The sequence below is a fragment of the Citrobacter amalonaticus genome (assembly GCF_002918555.1).
Taxonomy (GTDB): domain Bacteria; phylum Pseudomonadota; class Gammaproteobacteria; order Enterobacterales; family Enterobacteriaceae; genus Citrobacter_C; species Citrobacter_C amalonaticus_A.
Genome location: NZ_PQMB01000002.1, coordinates 1,438,539 through 1,460,498 on the forward strand (window position 1 = coordinate 1,438,539; position 21,960 = coordinate 1,460,498).

17 protein-coding genes, 2 tRNA genes and 3 rRNA genes are annotated in these 21,960 nt (G+C 51.9%); 7 read left to right on the forward strand and 15 right to left on the reverse strand.

The genetic code is table 11. The features are described from left to right. Nucleotides 1-112: 112 nt before the first annotated feature. Complete coding sequence (locus tag C3432_RS12440; RefSeq protein ID WP_103776894.1) at nt 113-868, reverse strand: C40 family peptidase; 756 nt, start codon at nt 866-868, stop codon at nt 113-115. Between the two features lie 381 nt (nt 869-1,249). Between C3432_RS12440 and dpaA the strand changes: the two genes are divergently transcribed. Further along, the gene (dpaA, locus tag C3432_RS12445) at nt 1,250-1,990 is read left to right on the forward strand and encodes a peptidoglycan meso-diaminopimelic acid protein amidase (protein WP_103776895.1); all 741 of its coding nucleotides are present in this window, start codon (nt 1,250-1,252) and stop codon (nt 1,988-1,990) included. Here the strand turns inward: dpaA and C3432_RS12450 are convergent. Then, entirely contained in the window at nt 1,961-2,728 is a 768-nt protein-coding gene (locus C3432_RS12450; protein WP_103776896.1) for a class II glutamine amidotransferase, read from the reverse strand. The two genes, dpaA and C3432_RS12450, sit on opposite strands and share 30 nt — an antisense overlap. Nucleotides 2,729-2,877: 149 nt before the next feature. Further along, nucleotides 2,878-3,456, reverse strand: coding sequence for a D-sedoheptulose 7-phosphate isomerase (lpcA, locus tag C3432_RS12460; RefSeq protein ID WP_103776897.1), 579 nt, complete (start codon nt 3,454-3,456; stop codon nt 2,878-2,880). A 239-nt stretch (nt 3,457-3,695) separates the two neighbouring features. Here lpcA and fadE point away from each other — a divergent pair, with 239 nt between their 5' ends. Beyond that, entirely contained in the window at nt 3,696-6,140 is a 2,445-nt protein-coding gene (gene fadE, locus C3432_RS12465; protein WP_103776898.1) for an acyl-CoA dehydrogenase FadE, read from the forward strand. Between the two features lie 52 nt (nt 6,141-6,192). On the opposite strand, the gene ivy is transcribed toward fadE, so the two are convergent. Further along, nucleotides 6,193-6,639: an Ivy family C-type lysozyme inhibitor gene (ivy, locus tag C3432_RS12470; protein WP_103776899.1), complete on the reverse strand. Its 447-nt coding sequence runs from the start codon at nt 6,637-6,639 to the stop codon at nt 6,193-6,195. A 173-nt stretch (nt 6,640-6,812) separates the two neighbouring features. Between ivy and C3432_RS12475 the strand changes: the two genes are divergently transcribed. After that, entirely contained in the window at nt 6,813-7,583 is a 771-nt protein-coding gene (locus C3432_RS12475) for an amidohydrolase (RefSeq protein ID WP_103776900.1), read from the forward strand. Nucleotides 7,584-7,759: 176 nt separating this feature from the next. Here the strand turns inward: C3432_RS12475 and C3432_RS12480 are convergent. Together C3432_RS12480 and dnaQ are read right to left on the reverse strand one after the other, a co-directional pair. Next, nucleotides 7,760-7,836: transfer RNA gene (locus C3432_RS12480), tRNA-Asp, on the reverse strand. 133 nt (nt 7,837-7,969) lie between these two features. After that, complete coding sequence (gene dnaQ, locus C3432_RS12485; protein ID WP_103776970.1) at nt 7,970-8,701, reverse strand: DNA polymerase III subunit epsilon; 732 nt, start codon at nt 8,699-8,701, stop codon at nt 7,970-7,972. A gap of 64 nt (nt 8,702-8,765) precedes the next feature. Between dnaQ and rnhA the strand changes: the two genes are divergently transcribed. Then, nucleotides 8,766-9,233, forward strand: coding sequence for a ribonuclease HI (gene rnhA / locus C3432_RS12490; protein ID WP_103776901.1), 468 nt, complete (start codon nt 8,766-8,768; stop codon nt 9,231-9,233). Here the strand turns inward: rnhA and C3432_RS12495 are convergent. Further along, nucleotides 9,230-9,952: a class I SAM-dependent methyltransferase gene (locus tag C3432_RS12495; RefSeq protein WP_103776902.1), complete on the reverse strand. Its 723-nt coding sequence runs from the start codon at nt 9,950-9,952 to the stop codon at nt 9,230-9,232. The genes rnhA and C3432_RS12495 overlap by 4 nt on opposite strands. A 32-nt stretch (nt 9,953-9,984) precedes the next feature. Here C3432_RS12495 and gloB point away from each other — a divergent pair, with 32 nt between their 5' ends. Together gloB and mltD are read left to right on the forward strand one after the other, a co-directional pair. Further along, the gene (gloB, locus tag C3432_RS12500) at nt 9,985-10,740 is read left to right on the forward strand and encodes a hydroxyacylglutathione hydrolase (RefSeq protein ID WP_103776903.1); all 756 of its coding nucleotides are present in this window, start codon (nt 9,985-9,987) and stop codon (nt 10,738-10,740) included. Nucleotides 10,741-10,811: 71 nt separating this feature from the next. Next, a complete protein-coding gene (mltD, locus tag C3432_RS12505) occupies nt 10,812-12,179 on the forward strand; it encodes a murein transglycosylase D (RefSeq protein ID WP_103776904.1) in 1,368 nt (455 codons plus the stop codon). 51 nt (nt 12,180-12,230) lie between these two features. Here the strand turns inward: mltD and C3432_RS12510 are convergent, their stop codons facing one another. From C3432_RS12510 to C3432_RS12520, 3 genes are all read right to left on the reverse strand, one after another. Then, nucleotides 12,231-13,001, reverse strand: coding sequence for a class I SAM-dependent methyltransferase (locus tag C3432_RS12510; RefSeq protein ID WP_103776905.1), 771 nt, complete (start codon nt 12,999-13,001; stop codon nt 12,231-12,233). Nucleotides 13,002-13,076: 75 nt separating this feature from the next. After that, entirely contained in the window at nt 13,077-13,877 is an 801-nt protein-coding gene (locus C3432_RS12515; RefSeq protein WP_103776906.1) for an endonuclease/exonuclease/phosphatase family protein, read from the reverse strand. 131 nt (nt 13,878-14,008) lie between these two features. After that, nucleotides 14,009-15,187 carry an MFS transporter gene (locus C3432_RS12520; protein WP_103776971.1) on the reverse strand — a complete coding sequence of 393 codons (1,179 nt, stop codon included), beginning with the start codon at nt 15,185-15,187 and terminating at the stop codon, nt 14,009-14,011. A 104-nt stretch (nt 15,188-15,291) separates the two neighbouring features. Here C3432_RS12520 and yafC point away from each other — a divergent pair, with 104 nt between their 5' ends. After that, nucleotides 15,292-16,206: a DNA-binding transcriptional regulator YafC gene (gene yafC / locus C3432_RS12525; RefSeq protein WP_103776907.1), complete on the forward strand. Its 915-nt coding sequence runs from the start codon at nt 15,292-15,294 to the stop codon at nt 16,204-16,206. Nucleotides 16,207-16,228: 22 nt separating this feature from the next. Here yafC and dkgB read toward each other — a convergent pair whose 3' ends face one another. The 5 genes from dkgB to C3432_RS12550 form a co-directional block, all read right to left on the reverse strand. Beyond that, a complete protein-coding gene (gene dkgB / locus C3432_RS12530; RefSeq protein ID WP_103776908.1) occupies nt 16,229-17,032 on the reverse strand; it encodes a 2,5-didehydrogluconate reductase DkgB in 804 nt (267 codons plus the stop codon). 163 nt (nt 17,033-17,195) lie between these two features. Next, nucleotides 17,196-17,272, reverse strand: a tRNA-Asp gene (locus C3432_RS12535). A 54-nt stretch (nt 17,273-17,326) separates the two neighbouring features. Further along, nucleotides 17,327-17,442, reverse strand: a 5S ribosomal RNA gene (gene rrf / locus C3432_RS12540). A gap of 99 nt (nt 17,443-17,541) precedes the next feature. Beyond that, nucleotides 17,542-20,277, reverse strand: a 23S ribosomal RNA gene (locus C3432_RS12545). Between the two features lie 139 nt (nt 20,278-20,416). Continuing rightward, a 16S ribosomal RNA gene (locus C3432_RS12550) occupies nt 20,417-21,958 on the reverse strand. The 16S, 23S and 5S rRNA genes sit together here with 1 tRNA gene alongside, the layout of an rRNA operon. Between the last annotated feature and the right edge of the window lie 2 nt (nt 21,959-21,960).

Consider the following 21,960-nt stretch of genomic DNA (forward strand, 5'->3'; position numbering starts at 1 on the left):
GTGGCTTCAGTTGGCTCTGAATCCACCGCTCGTCTGAGGGGGCGTTCCGGCTCCCCGCCTCGATCGGGCCAATGCCGTACTCGCCGGAATAATTTTATGGCGATATTACGGTTCAGATAATCGTGTTTTCCGTCAGAATACGGCGGGCGCCAAGATAGTGATCCTGCCAAAAAGGCGCGGCCAGCTGGCTTATCCGAATCCGTTCTCCCGTGCGCGGTGACTCAATAAACTGCCCATTGCCCAAATACACCCCCATATGATCGGCAATCTCCCGGCTGTGAATATGGAAAAACAGCAGATCGCCACGCCGCAGATCGCGGTCAGAGACGATAGTCGCCCGACGGTAGTGAAACATTTCATTGGCTGTGCGCGGTAATTTTGACGCCAGAATTTTGTTATAGGCGTAGAAAACCAGACCTGAGCAGTCAAATCCCTGCTGCGGATTAACGCCTCCCCATACATACGGTTTTCCCAATTGCTGCTCAAGGCGATGAATAGCCACTTCCGTGATGTTATGTAAGCGATCGCTGCTGAGAAAGTGGTTATTTTCCGCCAGTGCCTGCCAGGGGCGATCGCTGGCTTTTAATGGCACAGGGAACCACTCCGGATGCTGTTTAATCCGCTGTCGGTTCTGCTGTCGTAGCGCTTTTTTGCTTTCCGGCGTCCCCTCCACGATATAGCGCGCCTGCTTTTTGATTTGCGTGTGAAACTGATTAAGCAGCCGTTCACGGTTGCGCATACGCAACTTCGCCGCATAGCTAAGAGGGGATGTTGAATGTGGAACTGTTGCTGCATACAACGGTGAAAAAACAACACACAACGAAAGCAGCCCCGGTAAAATCAGCCTGGGAGTGCCAGAAAAAGACATAAACAAAAATTACCCGTTCAAATAATGTTTGTTTAGTTTATCGCGGCGATATATTCGCCATGCTTAATTATCCATTATTAAAAAATTAATACTTTTATTTCAGTAAAATAAAAAATATGAATAAATCGCAGCCTGACAATCTGGCTACCTGGCGCTGGACTGCCCTGATGGTTGATTTCCGGTACACATTGTAAACACAGCACGAGAGACTTGCGAAAAAATATTGTGGTGCTAATGTGAGCGCTCCAGATTCAGATTTATCCCTATCCTCGTTCAGGTTGCCTGCCCGTTATTGCAACCCGACTGACTCAGGGTATCTCCGATTTGGGATCCTTTTGGCCGTTCTGGCGTGTGTAACCGTTTTATCAAGGAACAAGCAGTATGCGTAAAATCGCATTATTTATTGCGATGCTTTTGATCCCGTGCGTGTCATTTGCCGGTTTGCTGAGCAGCGGCCGTTCGACAACGCCGATCGGCAAAGAGTATAAGCAGCAGTTGATGGGGTCCCCGGTCTATATTCAGATTTTCAAAGAAGAGCGCACCCTCGATCTCTACGTTAAAATGGGTGAGCAATATCAACTGCTCGACAGCTACAAAATCTGCAACTATTCCGGTGGATTAGGCCCGAAACAGCGTCAGGGCGATTTCAAAAGCCCGGAAGGTTTCTACAGCGTACAGCGTAACCAGCTCAAACCGGACAGCCGCTTCTATAAAGCGATTAATATCGGCTTCCCGAATGCCTACGATCGCGCGCATGGTTATGAAGGCAAATACCTGATGATTCACGGCGCCTGCGTCTCCGTTGGCTGTTATGCCATGACGGACAGCGGCATTGATGAGATTTTTCAGTTCGTGACGGGAGCGCTGGTTTTCGGTCAGTCCAGCGTGCAGGTCAGCATCTATCCGTTCCGAATGACGGATGCCAACATGCAACGCCACAAATATTCTTATTACAAGGACTTCTGGGCTCAGTTGAAGCCGGGATACGATTACTTTGAACAGACCCACAAGCCGCCAACCGTTTCCGTGGTCGAAGGTCGCTACGTGGTCAGCAAACCACTGAGCAGCGAAGTGATCCAGCCGCAGCTGGCATCAAACTACACGCTCCCCGAGACAAAATAACGCCCACTCACCTGGCATAATCTTTTGCCAGGTTTCATTGCCCGTCAGCGGTTGCGTCGCAATCACAGAGACGACATCGTTCGGTGTGGTCTCTGAGCTGAAGTCGATCTCCACATCCTGATCCAGCAGCGTCGCCACGCCAAACGGCGCACGACGGGTGATCCAGTACAGGTTGGTTGAGCAGAACGCCATCACATAGCGCCCGTCCGACAGCAGCATGTTAAATACACCCTTCTCACGCAATACGCCTGCCAGCGTCGCAATATATTTAAATACCGCAGCCATATTGCCAGGCGTGCGTGGATAACGCTGCGTCAGCTTATGCAACATCCAGCAAAATGCTTTTTCACTGTCCGTCTCACCGACCGGGCGGAAATTACCGGTTTCCAGCGACTTATAACCGTTGAGCTGCCCGTTATGCGCATAGGTCCAGTTCCGCCCCCAGAGCTCACGGGTAAACGGATGGGTATTTTCCAGCGCCACTTCCCCACGATTCGCCTGGCGAATATGCGCAATCACCGAGCAGGATTTGATGGGGTAATCCTGGACCAGTCTGGCAATAGGGGAGTTAAAACTGGGTTGCGGATCTTTGAACGTGCGACAGCCTTTGCCTTCGTAGAAGGTAATACCCCAGCCGTCTTTATGCGGCCCGGTTCCCCCACCGCGCTGAACAAGCCCGGTGAAGCTAAAGCAGATATCGGTTGGCACATTGGCGCTCATCCCGAGCAGTTCGCACATACATCACCTCCACAAACGCCTTTAAGCGGGAAGGCGTAATTGTTGCAGCCAGTTTGGATTCGGACAGCGCGCAGAAACCGGAGCGTACACGTAGTACGTGAGGATTTCGAGCACTGCCCGGATTCAAAATGGCAAATAAAATAGCCTTCTTACTTCACCATCTCTTTTTCGATCAGCTGGATCAGGATATGGATCACTTTAATATGAATTTCCTGAATACGGTCTGCATAGCCGAAATGCGGTACGCGGATTTCAATATCTGCGCTACCTGCCATTTTCCCGCCATCTTTACCGGTCAGGGTGATCACTTTCATTCCCTTCTCGCGCGCAGCCGCAATGGCTTTAATGACGTTACCGGAGTTACCGGAAGTGGAGATCCCTAACAGGACATCACCTTCGCGGCCAACCGCTTCCACATAGCGCGAAAACACATAGTCGTAGCCGAAGTCGTTGCTGACGCAGGAGATGTGGCTGACGTCAGAAATCGCAATTGCCGGGTAACCCGGACGGTTTTCACGGTAGCGGCCGGTCAGCTCCTCGGCAAAGTGCATTGCATCGCAATGGGAACCGCCGTTACCACAGGAAAGTACTTTACCACCCGCTTTAAAACTGTCTGCCAGCAGGACCGCCGCGCGCTGAATAGCGTGAATATTGGCATCATCTTTTAAAAAATTAGCCAGCGTTTCCGCCGCTTCGTTCAGTTCGTTACGAATAAGATCCTGGTACATGAGGATATCCTTCAGCATGAATGTAAATGACAGAATGCAGTGTACCGGATAGCTCAGGAAGCGAGAAGTACAAGCCACGTGAATGGTCAGCGCTTTTGATTTTTTGTGCCGCAGAAAACAGCAACAATGTGAGCTTTGTTGTAATTATTTTGTAAACGCATTGATAAAAGATTTTACATACACTACAACCATATCATCACAAGTGGTCAGACCTCCTACAAGCAAGGGAGCTTTTCGTTATGATGATTTTGAGTATTCTCGCGACTATTGTCCTGCTCGGCGTGCTGTTCTATCACCGGGTGAGCCTGTTTCTCAGCAGCCTGATTCTGCTCGCATGGACCGCAGCCCTTGGCGTTGCCGGTCTGTGGTCTGTCTGGCTGCTGGTTCCTCTGGCCATTATTCTCGTCCCCTTTAACTTTACCCCGATGCGTAAATCGATGGTCTCTGCCCCAGTGTTTCGTGGCTTCCGTAAGGTCATGCCGCCCATGTCGCGCACTGAGAAAGAAGCGATCGATGCCGGTACCACCTGGTGGGAAGGCGATCTGTTCCAGGGGAAACCAGACTGGAAAAAATTACACAACTACCCGCAGCCGCAACTCACCGCCGAAGAACAGGCATTTATTGACGGTCCGGTTGAAGAAGCCTGCCGTATGGCTAACGACTTTCAGATCACCCATGAACTGGCTGACCTGCCGCCTGAGCTGTGGGCCTATCTGAAAGAGCACCGTTTCTTCGCGATGATCATCAAGAAAGAGTACGGTGGCCTGGCGTTCTCGGCTTACGCGCAGTCTCGCGTGCTGCAAAAACTCTCCGGCGTTTCCGGGATCCTGGCCATTACCGTGGGCGTCCCCAACTCTTTAGGCCCGGGCGAACTGCTGCAACATTACGGTACAGAAGAACAGAAAGACCATTACCTGCCACGTCTGGCGCGGGGCCAGGAGATCCCTTGCTTCGCACTGACCAGTCCGGAAGCAGGTTCTGACGCAGGCGCGATTCCGGATACCGGCATCGTTTGTATGGGCGACTGGCAGGGCCAGCAGGTACTGGGCATGCGCCTGACCTGGAACAAACGCTATATCACTCTGGCACCTATTGCGACCGTACTCGGTCTGGCGTTTAAACTCTCCGATCCGGAAAAACTGCTGGGTGGTGATGAAGATCTGGGGATCACCTGTGCGCTGATCCCAACCTCGACGCCAGGCGTGGAGATTGGTCGTCGTCACTTCCCGCTGAACGTACCGTTCCAGAACGGTCCGACTCGCGGTAAAGATGTCTTTGTCCCGATTGATTACATCATCGGCGGACCGAAAATGGCTGGTCAGGGCTGGCGTATGCTGGTGGAATGTCTGTCGGTGGGACGCGGGATCACCCTACCGTCCAACTCCACCGGCGGCGTGAAATCCGTGGCGCTGGCAACGGGCGCCTATGCCCATATTCGCCGTCAGTTCAAAATCTCCATCGGTAAAATGGAGGGGATTGAAGAGCCGTTGGCGCGTATCGCAGGCAACGCGTATGTTATGGATGCCGCCGCATCACTGATCACTTACGGCATTATGCTGGGTGAGAAACCGGCGGTCCTGTCAGCCATCGTGAAGTATCACTGTACCCACCGCGGTCAGCAGTCAATTATCGATGCAATGGATATCACCGGCGGTAAGGGCATTATGCTCGGGGAGAGCAACTTCCTGGCCCGGGCTTATCAGGGCGCACCTATCGCCATCACCGTTGAAGGGGCAAACATCCTGACCCGCAGCATGATGATTTTTGGTCAGGGCGCAATTCGCTGCCATCCGTACGTTCTCGAAGAGATGGCCGCAGCACAAAACAATGATGTCAATGCGTTCGATAAGCTGCTGTTTAAACACATTGGGCACGTCGGCAGCAACAAGGTACGCAGCCTGTGGTTAGGGCTGACCCGTGGCTTAACCAGCAATTCGCCAACCCGCGATGCGACCAAACGTTATTATCAACATCTCAACCGGCTGAGCGCCAACCTGGCCCTGCTGTCTGATGTCTCAATGGCGGTTCTGGGCGGTAGCCTGAAGCGTCGTGAACGTATCTCAGCCCGTCTGGGCGATGTGTTAAGCCAGCTTTACCTGGCCTCTGCGGTACTGAAACGCTATGACGACGAAGGTCGTAATGAAGCCGATTTGCCGCTGGTTCACTGGGGCGTGCAGGACGCGTTATATCAGGCAGAACAGGCGATGGACGACCTGCTGCAAAACTTCCCGAACCGTTTTGTTGCGGGTCTGCTGAACGTCGCGATCTTCCCAACCGGTCGTCACTATCTGGCACCGTCTGACAAACTGGATCATAAAGTTGCGAAGATTCTGCAAGTGCCATGCGCAACCCGCTCGCGCATTGGACGTGGTCAGTACCTGACGCCGAGCGAGCATAACCCGGTCGGTTTGCTTGAAGAAGCGCTGCTGGACGTGATGGCTGCCGACCCTATCCACCAGCGTATCTGTAAAGAACTGGGTAAAAATCTGCCGTTCACCCGTCTGGATGAACTGGCACACAACGCGCTGGCGAAAGGGTTAATCGATAAAGATGAAGCCGCTATCCTGGTGAAAGCAGAGAAGAGTCGTCTGCGCAGCATCAACGTTGACGACTTTGAGCCGGAGGAGCTGGCAACACAGCCGGTAAAGCTGCCAGAGAAAGTACGTAAAATCGAAGCGGCCTGAAGATCGGTGAAATAAAAAGCGGAGCTGAAGCTCCGCTTTTTTTGCTTATACGTTAGTTGTAGTTAAACGCATCAGGATGATTTTGCAGGCTTCCGCTCAGCGCAGCGAACAGTACCGTTTTACCGTCGATTGACAGCTCGTCGCTCACGTTCAGCCACGTTAGTTTCTCTCGTGAGGTTTTCTCATCAACCGTTGAGAACACCCCCATCATCTGTTGTGACTTTTCTGACCACAACACCGCAATACGTTCTGCGCCGCAATCATGCGGTTTGCACGCGCTCAGAACCTGGTATGATTCGCCACCCAGTTTCACCGTCTGCGTCGGGGAAGAAGTTCCCCCCTTATTGATCCATGCGGGCAATTTATTTCCTTCCACCATTTGGCTGTACGCTGCTTTTGTCGCATCATCTTTCGCCAGAGTGCTCAGGTTAATATCGCTTTGCGCCATTGCGCCTGTTGCCACGATCACCGTGGCGATAGTGGTTAATATCTTTAGCATTTTTCCTCCTGGGCTCATCCCCGCATTATTCTGCCTGTTAATGGTGGCTGGAGATACTGGTAAATGCAAATCAGCGGTTTCTGGAAAATGGCCTTTCAATATGCCCCCACCCACACACTCCGCGAATAAGATGTTAGAGTTAACTTAAGCCCCGCAACGAGGAGTTTGGTACTGTGTCTGGTTTGAAGATTACTCTCTTGCAACAACCTTTGGTCTGGATGGATGGTCCGGCTAACCTGCGCCACTTTGATCGGCTGCTGGAAACGCTCACCGGACGCGACGTGATCGTCCTGCCCGAGATGTTTACTACCGGATTTGCTATGGAGGCCGCCGTTCAGTCACTCGCGCAGGAAGAGGTGATCCAGTGGATGCGAGTAAAAGCGCAGCAGACACAGGCTCTGATTGCCGGGAGCGCCGCTTTACAGACCGAACGTGGGCCGGTAAACCGTTTTTTGCTGGTTGAACCTGAAGGCGATGTGCATTTCTACGATAAACGCCACCTGTTCCGCATGGCGGATGAACATCACCATTATGAAGCAGGCAACGCGCGCGTGGTCCTGGAATGGCGCGGCTGGCGTATTCTGCCACTGGTCTGCTACGACCTGCGTTTTCCAGTCTGGTCACGTAATCTGAATGATTATGACCTGGCGCTGTATGTCGCCAACTGGCCCGCGCCGCGTTCGCTGCACTGGCAGGCGCTGCTGGCGGCTCGTGCCATTGAGAATCAGGCATATGTTGCAGGCTGTAACCGGGTCGGGAGTGACGGCAATGGCCATCATTACCGTGGCGACAGTCGGGTGATTAATCCCCAGGGAGAGATAATCGCCACCGCAGAACCGCATCAGGCCACCCGTATTGATGCCGACCTGTCACTCTCTGCGCTGCGAGAATATCGCGAGAAATTCCCGGCCTGGCAGGATGCCGATCCCTTTACACTGCGCTGATCCCGCGGTGAAAGGTCCTGCCGCGTTAACACCGGAACAGGGTAGACAGGTACAGAAAGGTATTCCCCGGACGCCGGGTGAATGGGCACAGCGGCCTGCGGCAATTTTGGCGGTTTTTTTACCGTGCTTAAAACGACGAAAGCCTGAATCATTGCTGATTCAGGCTTTCTGAATAGTGGCGGAATGGACGGGACTCGAACCCGCGACCCCCTGCGTGACAGGCAGGTATTCTAACCAACTGAACTACCACTCCGCGTTGTGCTCCCTCCGGGAACGCAGCGAATATTACGGATTGCCCCGCAGCTCGTCAACGCTTTTTCTCAAGTTTTGAATCGTTTGCTGTAAAATTCACCCGAATAGCGGTTTCCGCGCCGCAAAAGGGGCCACTACGCCCGCCAGAGGCAACTTCCGCCTTTCTTTTGCACCAGGTCAAGGCGCGATTCATGGGCTACGACCTCTTCATCAGTGGCAAAAACAACGCGTAACCGACTTGCCTGGCGCACAATGCGCTGGATCGTCGCTTCTCCCTGCTGCTGCTGCGCCTCTCCTTCCATTGAGAAAGCCATTGAGGTCTGTCCACCGGTCATCGTCAGATAGACATCGGCCAGAATCTGGGCATCGAGCAATGCGCCGTGAAGCGTACGCTTGCTGTTGTCTATCTCATAACGTGAGCATAACGCGTCAAGGCTGTTACGCTTACCGGGAAACATTTTCCTCGCCAGCGCCAGGCTATCGGTGACTTTACAGAACTCACTGGTTTTAGGGATCCCGCGATTGAGCTTGCCAAACTCGTAATCCATAAAGCCGATATCAAACGATGCGTTATGGATAACCAACTCCGCGCCGCGAATATAGTCGAGAAACTCATCAGCCACGTCGGCGAAAACCGGTTTATCCAGCAGGAATTCATCCGCAATACCGTGTACGCCAAAAGCTTCCGGGTCCACCAGCCGGTCCGGTTTCAGATAAACGTGAAAGTTATTACCGGTCAGGCGACGGTTGATGACTTCCACCGCGCCAATCTCAATAATCTTATGTCCTTCATAGTGTGCGCCGATCTGGTTCATACCGGTGGTTTCGGTATCGAGGACGATCTGTCGTGTAATTGCAGTGCTCATAGCGGTCATTTATGTCAGACTTGTCGTTTACAGTTCGATTTCAATTACAGGAAGTCTACCAGAGATGCTTAAACAGGTAGAAATTTTCACCGACGGTTCTTGCCTGGGTAATCCAGGGCCAGGTGGCTATGGTGCGATTTTACGCTATCGCGGCCGCGAAAAAACCTTTAGCGAAGGCTACACCCTTACAACCAATAACCGCATGGAGCTGATGGCAGCAATCGTCGCTCTTGAGGCGCTGAAAGAACATTGTGAGGTGGTATTAAGTACCGACAGCCAATATGTCCGCCAGGGGATCACTCAGTGGATCCATAACTGGAAGAAACGCGGTTGGCAAACGTCGGATAAAAAACCGGTAAAAAACGTCGATCTCTGGAAACGTCTTGATGCCGCACTGGGGCAGCATCAAATCAAATGGGAATGGGTCAAAGGCCATGCCGGACATCCGGAAAACGAACGCTGCGATGAACTCGCACGCAGTGCGGCAATGAACCCAACCCAGGATGATGTCGGCTATCAGACCGAGGCTTAACCATCCGGCTTGCGATACTGCCGGGTGGCCCCTACCGCCTGGCGAATTCGCGCCTTACTTTTGTTTTGCTTCAACGGATTAAGCGTTAATGGAATGGTTCGCTTACGTGCGACGACCAGTTGCAGGCACCCCAGCGCCGGGACGTGGGCGCTGAGCAATTTCCCGCCCGTTTTTTTCCACGGCAAGACATGGAAACGGCTATAGTGCAGCACTTCAAAGTTCAGCAGTGACAGCCAGTCCAGCTGCCGCATCAGCGTAAACATCCGGCTATTATAAGGTGACGTTTTACGTAATACCGGCACCAGCTTGCGTAACCCCATCAGGCTGATTGGGTTAAACCCGCTCAGCACCAGCCAGCCATCATCGATTAACACCCGATCGGCTTCACGCAGTAAACGATGTGGATCGGCACACCATGGCAACGTGTGCGCCAGCAAACAAACATCGACAGATTTGTCGGCAAAGGGAAGTTGCAGCGGATCGGCCTGCACCTGAACAGGAGAGCCGTGCACAGAAACATTCACCTGATGAGAAACCGCGCACGCTTCTGAATTGATTTCTGCGCTTAAATTGCCGATTTTGAGCAGGTGAAAACCGTACATTTTCGCGAACCACGGGTTAAGCTGATGTTCGAGCGCCTCACGATAGTACTCGCCCCAGGGCATATCGCCCCAGCGATCGGGGGCTACGACTATTTGTGGGATCCTTGCCGGTTTCATCACAACCTTCCGTTCGCAGTAAGAGGTAATTTATGAATCTTAACAGTATTCCCGCCTTTCAGGACAATTACATCTGGGTTCTGAGTAATAATGAAGGACGTTGTCTGATTGTTGATCCGGGTGATGCAAAACCCGTCTTAAATGCCATTACAGAACATAACTGGCAGCCAGAAGCGATTTTTCTTACTCATCATCATCAGGATCACGTAGGCGGCGTAAAGGAACTGGTGCAAAAATTTCCGCAAATTGTGGTTTACGGACCGGCAGAAACACAAGATAAGGGAACAACGCAAGTCGTCAAAGACGGAGAAACTGCCGTCGTTCTGGGGCATGAATTTAGTATTTTTGCTACGCCGGGTCACACTTTAGGACATATCTGTTACTTTAGCCATCCTTACCTTTTCTGCGGCGACACCCTCTTTTCAGGTGGCTGTGGACGTCTGTTTGAAGGCACAGCACCCCAGATGTATCAATCACTTAAAAAAATAAGCAATCTTCCGGATGATACTCTGGTCTGTTCTGCGCACGAATACACTTTAGCAAACATGAAGTTTGCGCTAAGCATTCTACCGCACGATTCGTTCATTAATGAATATTATCGTAAAGTTAATGAGTTACGGGTAAAAAACCAAATGACACTCCCCGTAATTCTGAAAAATGAACGACAAAATAATATTTTCTTAAGAACAGAAGATGCTGATTTAATTGATGAAATAAACAAAGAAACAATATTGCAACAACCTGAAGAGCGTTTTGCATGGTTAAGGTCAAAGAAAGACAGGTTCTGACAATTCTTACTTGTCATCGGTGAACTTCGCCGTTATGATCGGTCGTCTTTTAAGCAACTATTGACACACACATGAAGGCAAAAGCGATATTACTCGCCTCTGTCCTGCTCGTGGGTTGCCAGTCGTCTCAGAACGCAGGTAACGTCCAACAGCACGCACAGAGCCTTTCTGCAGCTGGTCAAGGGGAAGCAGGAAAGTTTACGAGTCAGGCGCGATGGTTGGACGATGGAACCTCTGTCGCGTCAGATCAAGACTTGTGGGCTTTCATTGGCGACGAGCTAAAGATGGGAATTCCGGAAAATGACCGGATTCGCGAACAAAAACAGAAGTATTTACGCAATAAGAGCTATCTCCACGATGTAACTTTACGGGCAGAGCCGTATATGTACTGGATAGCCGGGCAGGTTAAAAAACGTAACATGCCTATGGAACTGGTATTACTACCCATAGTGGAGAGCGCTTTTGATCCTCATGCGACGTCTGGTGCCAATGCCGCAGGCATTTGGCAAATCATTCCGAGCACGGGGCGCAATTATGGTTTGAAGCAGACCCGCAATTATGATGCGCGTCGCGACGTTGTGGCCTCCACAACCGCAGCGCTGGATATGATGCAGCGTCTGAACAAAATGTTTGACGGCGACTGGCTGTTGACCGTCGCGGCTTATAATAGCGGCGAAGGTCGGGTCATGAAGGCAATCAAAACGAACAAAGCGCGTGGCAAATCCACCGACTTCTGGTCGTTGCCCTTGCCCCATGAAACGAAAATCTACGTGCCCAAAATGCTGGCTCTGAGTGACATTTTCAAGAACAGCAAACGTTATGGCGTACGTCTGCCTACGACAGATGAAAGCCGTGCTTTGGCGCGCGTTCGTTTGAACAACCCGGTCGATATGGCGCAGGTTGCAGATATGGCGGGTATTTCTGTCAGCAAACTGAAAACGTTTAATGCTGGCGTGAAAGGCTCGACGTTGGGTGCAAGCGGCCCGCAATACGTGATGGTGCCGAAGAAACATGCAGAGCAACTGCGTGAGTCTCTGGCCTCTGGCGAGATTGCTGCCGTACAGCCAACGCTGGTTGCGGACAACACGCCGCTTAGCAGCCGTAGTTATACCGTTCGCTCTGGCGATACGCTTTCCGGCATCGCTTCGCGTCTTGGCGTGAGCACAAAAGATCTGCAGCAGTGGAACAAACTGCGTGGTTCAAACTTGAAAGTGGGCCAAAGCTTGACGGTGGGTGCGGGCAACAGCGCGCAGCAGCTGGCAAACAATAGCGACAGTATCACCTATCGCGTACGTAAAGGCGATTCGCTCTCAAGCATCGCTAAACGACACGGCGTTAACATTAAAGATGTGATGCGCTGGAACACCGATACGGCGAATCTGCAGCCTGGCGATCAGCTCACGCTGTTTGTGAAAAATAACAGCATGCCAGACTCCTGACCATAAATTGATACCGAAAAGGCACTGGATTCCCCCCAGTGCCTTTTTTATTTATGCCGCTTTATGCGCTTCAGCCATAATGATATCGCTGGTAAATGAACCATCCTCCTGCAAAGCAAAGTACGTTTTAACCTCTGCCGACGCACTCTGCTGATATAAACGAATGGCCTCCACCAGCACCGCAGGTGTACGCATCCTCGCTACCCACGAACTGAATTCCAGCGGTAAACGGTCAGTTAACAAGGTATCGGCGATCAGATTCGCATCATTCATTAAGGACAGCCACTCTCCGCTGGAATAGTTGCGCACATGCGACGTGTCACGTAACGCCTCTACGGTCTGTAACCAGATATCGCGAACCGGGTGCCCCGGTGACATTACGTCCATTATGATCGCCACCCCACCCGGCTTCAGCACCCGATTGACCTCTCGCAATGCCTGCCCAACGTCATGCCAGTGGTGAGCTGAATAGCGGCTAATGACCACCTCAAAAGTTTGATCCGCAAACGGCAGGCTTTCGGCATATCCCTGTCGGGTCGCGATATTATCTAACCCTTTGTCTTTTGCCGCCTGCATGACCACATCGAGCATCTGCGAAGACAGATCGTAAGCCACGACCTGTTTCACGTTTTGGGCAGCAATAAAGCTGGCATGTCCTGCGCCACATCCCATATCTAATACGCTGGCATGGGGAAAAGAGGACAGACGTTCTGCCAGGCGCTGTAAATCGCGCCCGGAGGCATGCACAGTGCTGGTTAAATAGGCATTTGCCTGCGAGCCAAACTGCTTTTCAACGTTGTCATGATGGGAGTGTGTTGTCATTGTACTGTCCTTTGGTTGTTTACAGGAAAAGGGCAGCACCACCGCAGGTCTGCCCCACGGCAGACCTGACACACCTTATTGTTCAGGCTTGCCGGGACTAAATTCGACGAGTAGTGGATTGTGATCGGAAGCGCGGGTGACCAATACAGAAGCCTCGCTGACGTTCAGACCACGATAGAAGACAAAATCCAGGGGGCGACCGAACGCACGGCGGCGCTGATCGTCGGTAAAACGCACCTGTCGCAGCGACATTTCACGTGCAAAACGATACAACGCGTTCATTCGACGACGGCTCCAGGCATTAAAATCACCGGCCATAATCACGGGGCCGCTGTGGTGTGCAATCTGGTCGCCAATAGGAAGTAACTGCTTACTATACACATCAACTCCCAGACTAAAGTTAACCGCATGAATGTTCACGACCATCAGCAACCGCGTATCGGGTAATGGATAAACCGTTACCAGCGCGGATTTCGCCAGACGCAGGATTGGCTCACGTTCCCTCAGCGGACAGCAGTAAACCGGGTGCGCTGTTGAAAGCGTCATTACGCCAGAAGGATGCTGAGGCAGCACAAAAGCGGGTACCTGATCGGCAGCAAGATAGTTAGTGGTCGCAAACTGTACCAGTTCAGGCGTAGTTTGAGCCTCCTGCAGCAAAACAAGATGCGCATCTTTACCAAAGTTCTTCAGCACCGATAACCATTCTGCTCGCTGCTGCTTAAAGATATTCCACACCAGGATCCGAATACGGTCTTCACTGCTTAACGGAATGCCAGCGGGTAATGCCTGGCCAATGCTCGAAAACGATCCGGGCGGTAAAATCCGCTCTGCGGGTTGTCCGGCAACATAGCGCATGGCATAGGTGTTTTTTCGCACTTTAGACTTTAAAACCTCTGTAACGTCAACCAGCCCGCAGCCGGGCTGGTTCTTCTGTTATAGGGATTTTAGCTCACACTTTCAACGGACAATTGCATAATGTTTTGTAAGTGAGCGCTTACGACAATCAATTAGCCCGGAACCGCGACGCGGGAAGCGTTATCCAGTCGCCCGCTCACACCCAGCAGCAGAAAAGCCCCTAACACAATTAATGCCCCAATCCATGGCGTTTGCGCTAAGCCATAATGCTCTACAGTCTGGCCTCCGACTACTGACCCCATAGCAATGCCAATGTTAAAGGCAGCGATATTCAGGCCTGATGCAACATCGACCGCATTCGGCGTGAACTGTTCGGCTTTCTGCACAACATAAACCTGCAAACCCGGTACGTTACCAAAGGCAAAGATCCCCATGACCAGAATTGTGGCCAGCGCGGCGTATTGCATGGAAGCCGTAAACTGAAAAACCATCAACAGAACAAACAGCGCCGCGAAGATAAATTTCAGTGCCGGAACCGCGCCGTGCTTATCGGCCAGTTTACCGCCCCAGATATTACCGATCGCCACCGAGACGCCATACCCCAACAGGATCCAACTCACCGCCGCCGGTGTAAACCCCGCCAGATTCTGCATCATTGGCGCCAGGAAGGTGAATGCCGTAAATACGCCGCCGTAACCCAATGCGGTCACTGCATAGATCAAGAGAAGACGAGGATGCGTCAGAACCTTCAGCTGGTCGCGAAGACTGGCCGCAGTCCGTCCTGGGATATTTGATGGAATTAACAGCTGGCTGCTAATCAGGGCGATCACACCTAACAATGACACCGCCAGAAAAGTTTCACGCCAGCCAAAATGCTGACCAATAAACGTTCCAAGCGGTACGCCTGTGACCAGCGCGACGGTCAGGCCACCAAACATAATGGCGATAGCAGAAGCCGCTTTCTCTTTCGATACAAGGCTTGTTGCAATAGTCGAACCGATCGAGAAGAACACCCCATGCGCCAGTCCGGTCAACAGTCGGGCGAGAATCAATGTCATATAGCCTGGTGCCTGCCATGCCAACAGATTTCCGGCAGTAAACAGCACCATCAGCGCAACCAACAACTGCTTACGCGGTAATCTTCCGGTTAAGGCGGTCAAAACCGGAGCGCCAACAGCCACCCCCAGCGCATAAATTGAAACCAGCATGCCGGCAGAAGGCAGGGAAATAGACAGCTGTTCGGCAATGGTCGGCACCAGGCCAACAATCACAAATTCGGTCGTGCCAATAGCAAAGGCACTTATTGTCAGTGCAAATAACGCGAGAGGCATAAATAACTCCATATCATCAGTAATCAGATGACATGCAGTATGCCGGGATGATTTAATAACAAAAATATCCAAAATCTCAATAAAATTTTGCTTCAGGAGCAAAAATGAAAGCTACATCAGACGAACTCGCCATTTTTGTTTCAGTTGTGGAAAGCGGTAGCTTCAGCCGTGCGGCGGAGCAACTTGGGCAAGCTAATTCTGCGGTCAGCCGGGCAGTGAAAAAACTGGAGATGAAGCTGGGCGTCAGCCTGCTTAATCGAACGACGCGTCAGCTCAGCCTGACGGAAGAAGGTGAACGCTACTTTCGTCGCGTGCAGTCTGTATTGCAGGAGATGGCCGCCGCCGAAACGGAAATCCAGGAAAGCCGCAATACGCCACGCGGGTTACTGCGTATTGATGCCGCCACGCCGGTAGTCCTGCATTTTTTGATGCCGCTGGTCAAACCCTTCCGGGAACGCTATCCAGAAATGACTCTGTCGCTGGTTTCCTCTGAAACGTTTATCAATCTGATTGAGCGGAAGGTGGATGTTGCCATACGCGCCGGAATCCTGACGGACTCAAGCCTGCGCGCGCGTCCTCTTTTTACCAGCTACCGCAAGATTATTGCTTCACCGGACTATATCGCTCGCTTTGGCAGGCCTGAAACGGTTGAAGAGCTGAAACGACACCTGTGTCTGGGATTCACTGAGCCCGTCTCTCTCAATACCTGGCCTGTTGCCTGTCATGACGGGCAGCTCCATGAGGTGGAATGCGGGCTTTCATCTAACAGCGGTGAAACGCTGAAGCAACTTTGCCTCAATGGTAACGGTATCGCCTGTTTATCCGATTATATGATTGATAAGGAAATCTCGCGGGGAGAACTGGTGGAACTGTTGGCGGATAAACGTCTGCCGGTAGAGATGCCATTTAGCGCAGTCTATTACAGCGATCGGGCTGTCAGCACCCGGATTCGTGCATTTATCGATTTTCTGAGTGAACATATAAGAACAGCTCCCGAAAGAGCTGTTAAAGAGGGTTAAAAGCCTCGAGAGGGTTTTAATATTAATCCCACTGCGGGGCCAGACCTTCCGGACTCACGAGGCGGTCGTTGCAATCCAGCATGGCGATCGCATGTCTATCTTCTTCGTCTAACTTCAGATCCCGCGCCAGCAGATTGCTGGCCAGATTTTCCCGTTTAGTTGATGATGGGATGACCGAATACCCTTCCCCCATCGCCCATGACAGGATCACCTGAGCAGAAGTCGCTTTATGTTTAGCGGCAATACGGGCGATCGTTTCATCTTTCAGCGCTTTGCCGTAAGCAAGCGTCATATAAGAGGTAATGTGAATTCCATGTTGTTTGGCCCAGTCGGTCAGTTTACGACTTTGCAGATACGGAGACAGCTCAATCTGGTTGGTTGCAATGTTCTCGGCCCCCACGGCAGCAATAGCTTTTTCCATCAACGGGATAGTGAAGTTAGAGATGCCAATTTCACGCGTCAACCCCTGCTTTTTGGCTTCAAGCAATGCCTGCATGAACTCTTCAACGGAAACCGCGTCGGTTGGTGATGGCCAATGGATCAACGTCAAATCAACATAATCTGTACGCAGTTTCTTCAGGCTCTCTTTCAGACTTGGGATCAGTTTTTCCTTGCCAAGATTTTCGGTCCAGATCTTAGTGGTGATGTACAACTCGTTGCGCGGTACACCGCTTTCGGCAATCGCCTGGCCTACAGCTGCTTCATTATCATAGATTTGTGCAGTGTCGACAGCACGATAGCCCAGCTCAAGAGCTGTTTTAACAGAAGCGATAACCACATCGTCTTTCAGGCGGAAGGTCCCGAGACCAAATGCAGGGATAGCCATAGAATTCCTCTTTTTAATTACATTGTTCATTAACTAAGAGGAGTATGGCTTTTCGGTTTGAGTCGAAAAAGAGCGTAAAAAGCAGAGGATTTTTGCGAATTTGGCAATAATTAAATCACGGGCAAAAAAAAGCCCTGAGCATTAGCTCAGGGCCTTCAATAAGTGGCGGAACGGACGGGACTCGAACCCGCGACCCCCTGCGTGACAGGCAGGTATTCTAACCAACTGAACTACCGCTCCACCGAATTTTTATACAACCACTGATTTTTACATCAGTTTACTGCTTAATTTGATGCCTGGCAGTTCCCTACTCTCGCATGGGGAGACCCCACACTACCATCGGCGCTACGGCGTTTCACTTCTGAGTTCGGCATGGGGTCAGGTGGGACCACCGCGCTGTTGCCGCCAGGCAAATTCTGTTATCAACACGCATTCCTGCGCATCAACTAATCTGTATCAGGCTGAATATTGTTTCTGTCTCTCGTCCGCCAAAACATCTTCGGCGTTGTAAGGTTAAGCCTCACGGTTCATTAGTACCGGTTAGCTCAACGCATCGCTGCGCTTACACACCCGGCCTATCAACGTCGTCGTCTTCAACGTTCCTTCAGGACTCTTTAAGAGTCAGGGAGAACTCATCTCGGGGCAAGTTTCGTGCTTAGATGCTTTCAGCACTTATCTCTTCCGCATTTAGCTACCGGGCAATGCCATTGGCATGACAACCCGAACACCAGTGATGCGTCCACTCCGGTCCTCTCGTACNGTCAGGGAGAACTCATCTCGGGGCAAGTTTCGTGCTTAGATGCTTTCAGCACTTATCTCTTCCGCATTTAGCTACCGGGCAATGCCATTGGCATGACAACCCGAACACCAGTGATGCGTCCACTCCGGTCCTCTCGTACTAGGAGCAGCCCCCCTCAATTCTCCAGCGCCCACGGCAGATAGGGACCGAACTGTCTCACGACGTTCTAAACCCAGCTCGCGTACCACTTTAAATGGCGAACAGCCATACCCTTGGGACCTACTTCAGCCCCAGGATGTGATGAGCCGACATCGAGGTGCCAAACACCGCCGTCGATATGAACTCTTGGGCGGTATCAGCCTGTTATCCCCGGAGTACCTTTTATCCGTTGAGCGATGGCCCTTCCATTCAGAACCACCGGATCACTATGACCTGCTTTCGCACCTGCTCGCGCCGTCACGCTCGCAGTCAAGCTAGCTTATGCCATTGCACTAACCTCCTGATGTCCGACCAGGATTAGCTAACCTTCGTGCTCCTCCGTTACTCTTTAGGAGGAGACCGCCCCAGTCAAACTACCCACCAGACACTGTCCGCAACCCGGATTACGGGCCCACGTTAGAACACCAGCCATTAAAGGGTGGTATTTCAAGGGCGGCTCCATGCAGACTGGCGTCCACACTTCAAAGCCTCCCACCTATCCTGCACATCAAGGACCAGTGTTCAGTGTCAAGCTATAGTAAAGGTTCACGGGGTCTTTCCGTCTTGCCGCGGGTACACTGCATCTTCACAGCGAGTTCAATTTCACTGAGTCTCGGGTGGAGACAGCCTGGCCATCATTACGCCATTCGTGCAGGTCGGAACTTACCCGACAAGTCCACTTTCGTGTTTGCACAGTGCTGTGTTTTTAATAAACAGTTGCAGCCAGCTGGTATCTTCGACTGATTTCAGCTCCACGAGCAAGTCGCTTCACCTACCTGTCAGCGTGCCTTCTCCCGAAGTTACGGCACCATTTTGCCTAGTTCCTTCACCCGAGTTCTCTCAAGCGCCTTGGTATTCTCTACCTGACCACCTGTGTCGGTTTGGGGTACGATTTCGTGTTACCTGATGCTTAGAGGCTTTTCCTGGAAGCAGGGCATTTGTCACTTCAGCACCGTAGTGCCTCGTCATCACGCCTCAGTGTTARAGTGAACCGGATTTGCCTGGAACACACACCTTCACGCTTAAACCGGGACAACCGTCGCCCGGCCAACATAGCCTTCTCCGTCCCCCCTTCGCAGTAACACCAAGTACAGGAATATTAACCTGTTTCCCATCGACTACGCCTTTCGGCCTCGCCTTAGGGGTCGACTCACCCTGCCCCGATTAACGTTGGACAGGAACCCTTGGTCTTCCGGCGTGCGGGTTTTTCACCCGCATTATCGTTACTTATGTCAGCATTCGCACTTCTGATACCTCCAGCAACCCTCACAGGTCACCTTCAACGGCTTACAGAACGCTCCCCTACCCAACAACACATAGTGTCGCTGCCGCAGCTTCGGTGCATGGTTTAGCCCCGTTACATCTTCCGCGCAGGCCGACTCGACCAGTGAGCTATTACGCTTTCTTTAAATGATGGCTGCTTCTAAGCCAACATCCTGGCTGTCTGGGCCTTCCCACATCGTTTCCCACTTAACCATGACTTTGGGACCTTAGCTGGCGGTCTGGGTTGTTTCCCTCTTCACGACGGACGTTAGCACCCGCCGTGTGTCTCCCGTGATAACATTCTTCGGTATTCGCAGTTTGCATCGGGTTGGTAAGTCGGGATGACCCCCTAGCCGAAACAGTGCTCTACCCCCGAAGATGAGTTCACGAGGCGCTACCTAAATAGCTTTCGGGGAGAACCAGCTATCTCCCGGTTTGATTGGCCTTTCACCCCCAGCCACAAGTCATCCGCTAATTTTTCAACATTAGTCGGTTCGGTCCTCCAGTTAGTGTTACCCAACCTTCAACCTGCCCATGGCTAGATCACCGGGTTTCGGGTCTATACCCTGCAACTTAACGCCCAGTTAAGACTCGGTTTCCCTTCGGCTCCCCTATTCGGTTAACCTTGCTACAGAATATAAGTCGCTGACCCATTATACAAAAGGTACGCAGTCACCCCATAAAGAGGCTCCCACTGCTTGTACGTACACGGTTTCAGGTTCTTTTTCACTCCCCTCGCCGGGGTTCTTTTCGCCTTTCCCTCACGGTACTGGTTCACTATCGGTCAGTCAGGAGTATTTAGCCTGGGGGAATCTCGGTTGATTTCTTTTCCTCGGGGTACTTAGATGTTTCAGTTCCCCCGGTTCGCCTCGTTAAGCTATGTATTCACTTAACGATAGTGCAACGAATTGCACTGGGTTTCCCCATTCGGACATCGCCGGTTATAACGGTTCATATCACCTTACCGACGCTTTTCGCAGATTAGCACGTCCTTCATCGCCTCTGACTGCCAGGGCATCCACCGTGTACGCTTAGTCGCTTAACCTCACAACCCGAAGATGTCTTGTCTTCTGATTGCGAAAATTTGAGAGACTCGAACACACAAATTCTGTGTGTCGTTTCAATTTTCAGCTTGATCCAGATTTTTAAAGAGCAAATACACTACAAAGGCAGGTTCTTTAAGGTAAGGAGGTGATCCAACCGCAGGTTCCCCTACGGTTACCTTGTTACGACTTCACCCCAGTCATGAATCACAAAGTGGTAAGCGCCCTCCCGAAGGTTAAGCTACCTACTTCTTTTGCAACCCACTCCCATGGTGTGACGGGCGGTGTGTACAAGGCCCGGGAACGTATTCACCGTGGCATTCTGATCCACGATTACTAGCGATTCCGACTTCATGGAGTCGAGTTGCAGACTCCAATCCGGACTACGACATACTTTATGAGGTCCGCTTGCTCTCGCGAGGTCGCTTCTCTTTGTATATGCCATTGTAGCACGTGTGTAGCCCTGGTCGTAAGGGCCATGATGACTTGACGTCATCCCCACCTTCCTCCAGTTTATCACTGGCAGTCTCCTTTGAGTTCCCGACCGAATCGCTGGCAACAAAGGATAAGGGTTGCGCTCGTTGCGGGACTTAACCCAACATTTCACAACACGAGCTGACGACAGCCATGCAGCACCTGTCTCACGGYTCCCGAAGGCACRTTCTCATCTCTGAAAACTTCCGTGGATGTCAAGACCAGGTAAGGTTCTTCGCGTTGCATCGAATTAAACCACATGCTCCACCGCTTGTGCGGGCCCCCGTCAATTCATTTGAGTTTTAACCTTGCGGCCGTACTCCCCAGGCGGTCGACTTAACGCGTTAGCTCCGGAAGCCACTCCTCAAGGGAACAACCTCCAAGTCGACATCGTTTACAGCGTGGACTACCAGGGTATCTAATCCTGTTTGCTCCCCACGCTTTCGCACCTGAGCGTCAGTCTTTGTCCAGGGGGCCGCCTTCGCCACCGGTATTCCTCCAGATCTCTACGCATTTCACCGCTACACCTGGAATTCTACCCCCCTCTACAAGACTCCAGCCTGCCAGTTTCGAATGCAGTTCCCAGGTTGAGCCCGGGGATTTCACATCCGACTTGACAGACCGCCTGCGTGCGCTTTACGCCCAGTAATTCCGATTAACGCTTGCACCCTCCGTATTACCGCGGCTGCTGGCACGGAGTTAGCCGGTGCTTCTTCTGCGGGTAACGTCAATCGCTGAGGTTATTAACCTCARCGCCTTCCTCCCCGCTGAAAGTACTTTACAACCCGAAGGCCTTCTTCATACACGCGGCATGGCTGCATCAGGCTTGCGCCCATTGTGCAATATTCCCCACTGCTGCCTCCCGTAGGAGTCTGGACCGTGTCTCAGTTCCAGTGTGGCTGGTCATCCTCTCAGACCAGCTAGGGATCGTCGCCTAGGTGAGCCGTTACCCCACCTACTAGCTAATCCCATCTGGGCACATCCGATGGCAAGAGGCCCGAAGGTCCCCCTCTTTGGTCTTGCGACGTTATGCGGTATTAGCTACCGTTTCCAGTAGTTATCCCCCTCCATCGGGCAGTTTCCCAGACATTACTCACCCGTCCGCCACTCGTCAGCRAAGCAGCAAGCTGCTTCCTGTTACCGTTCGACTTGCATGTGTTAGGCCTGCCGCCAGCGTTCAATCTGAGCCATGATCAAACTCTTCAATTTAA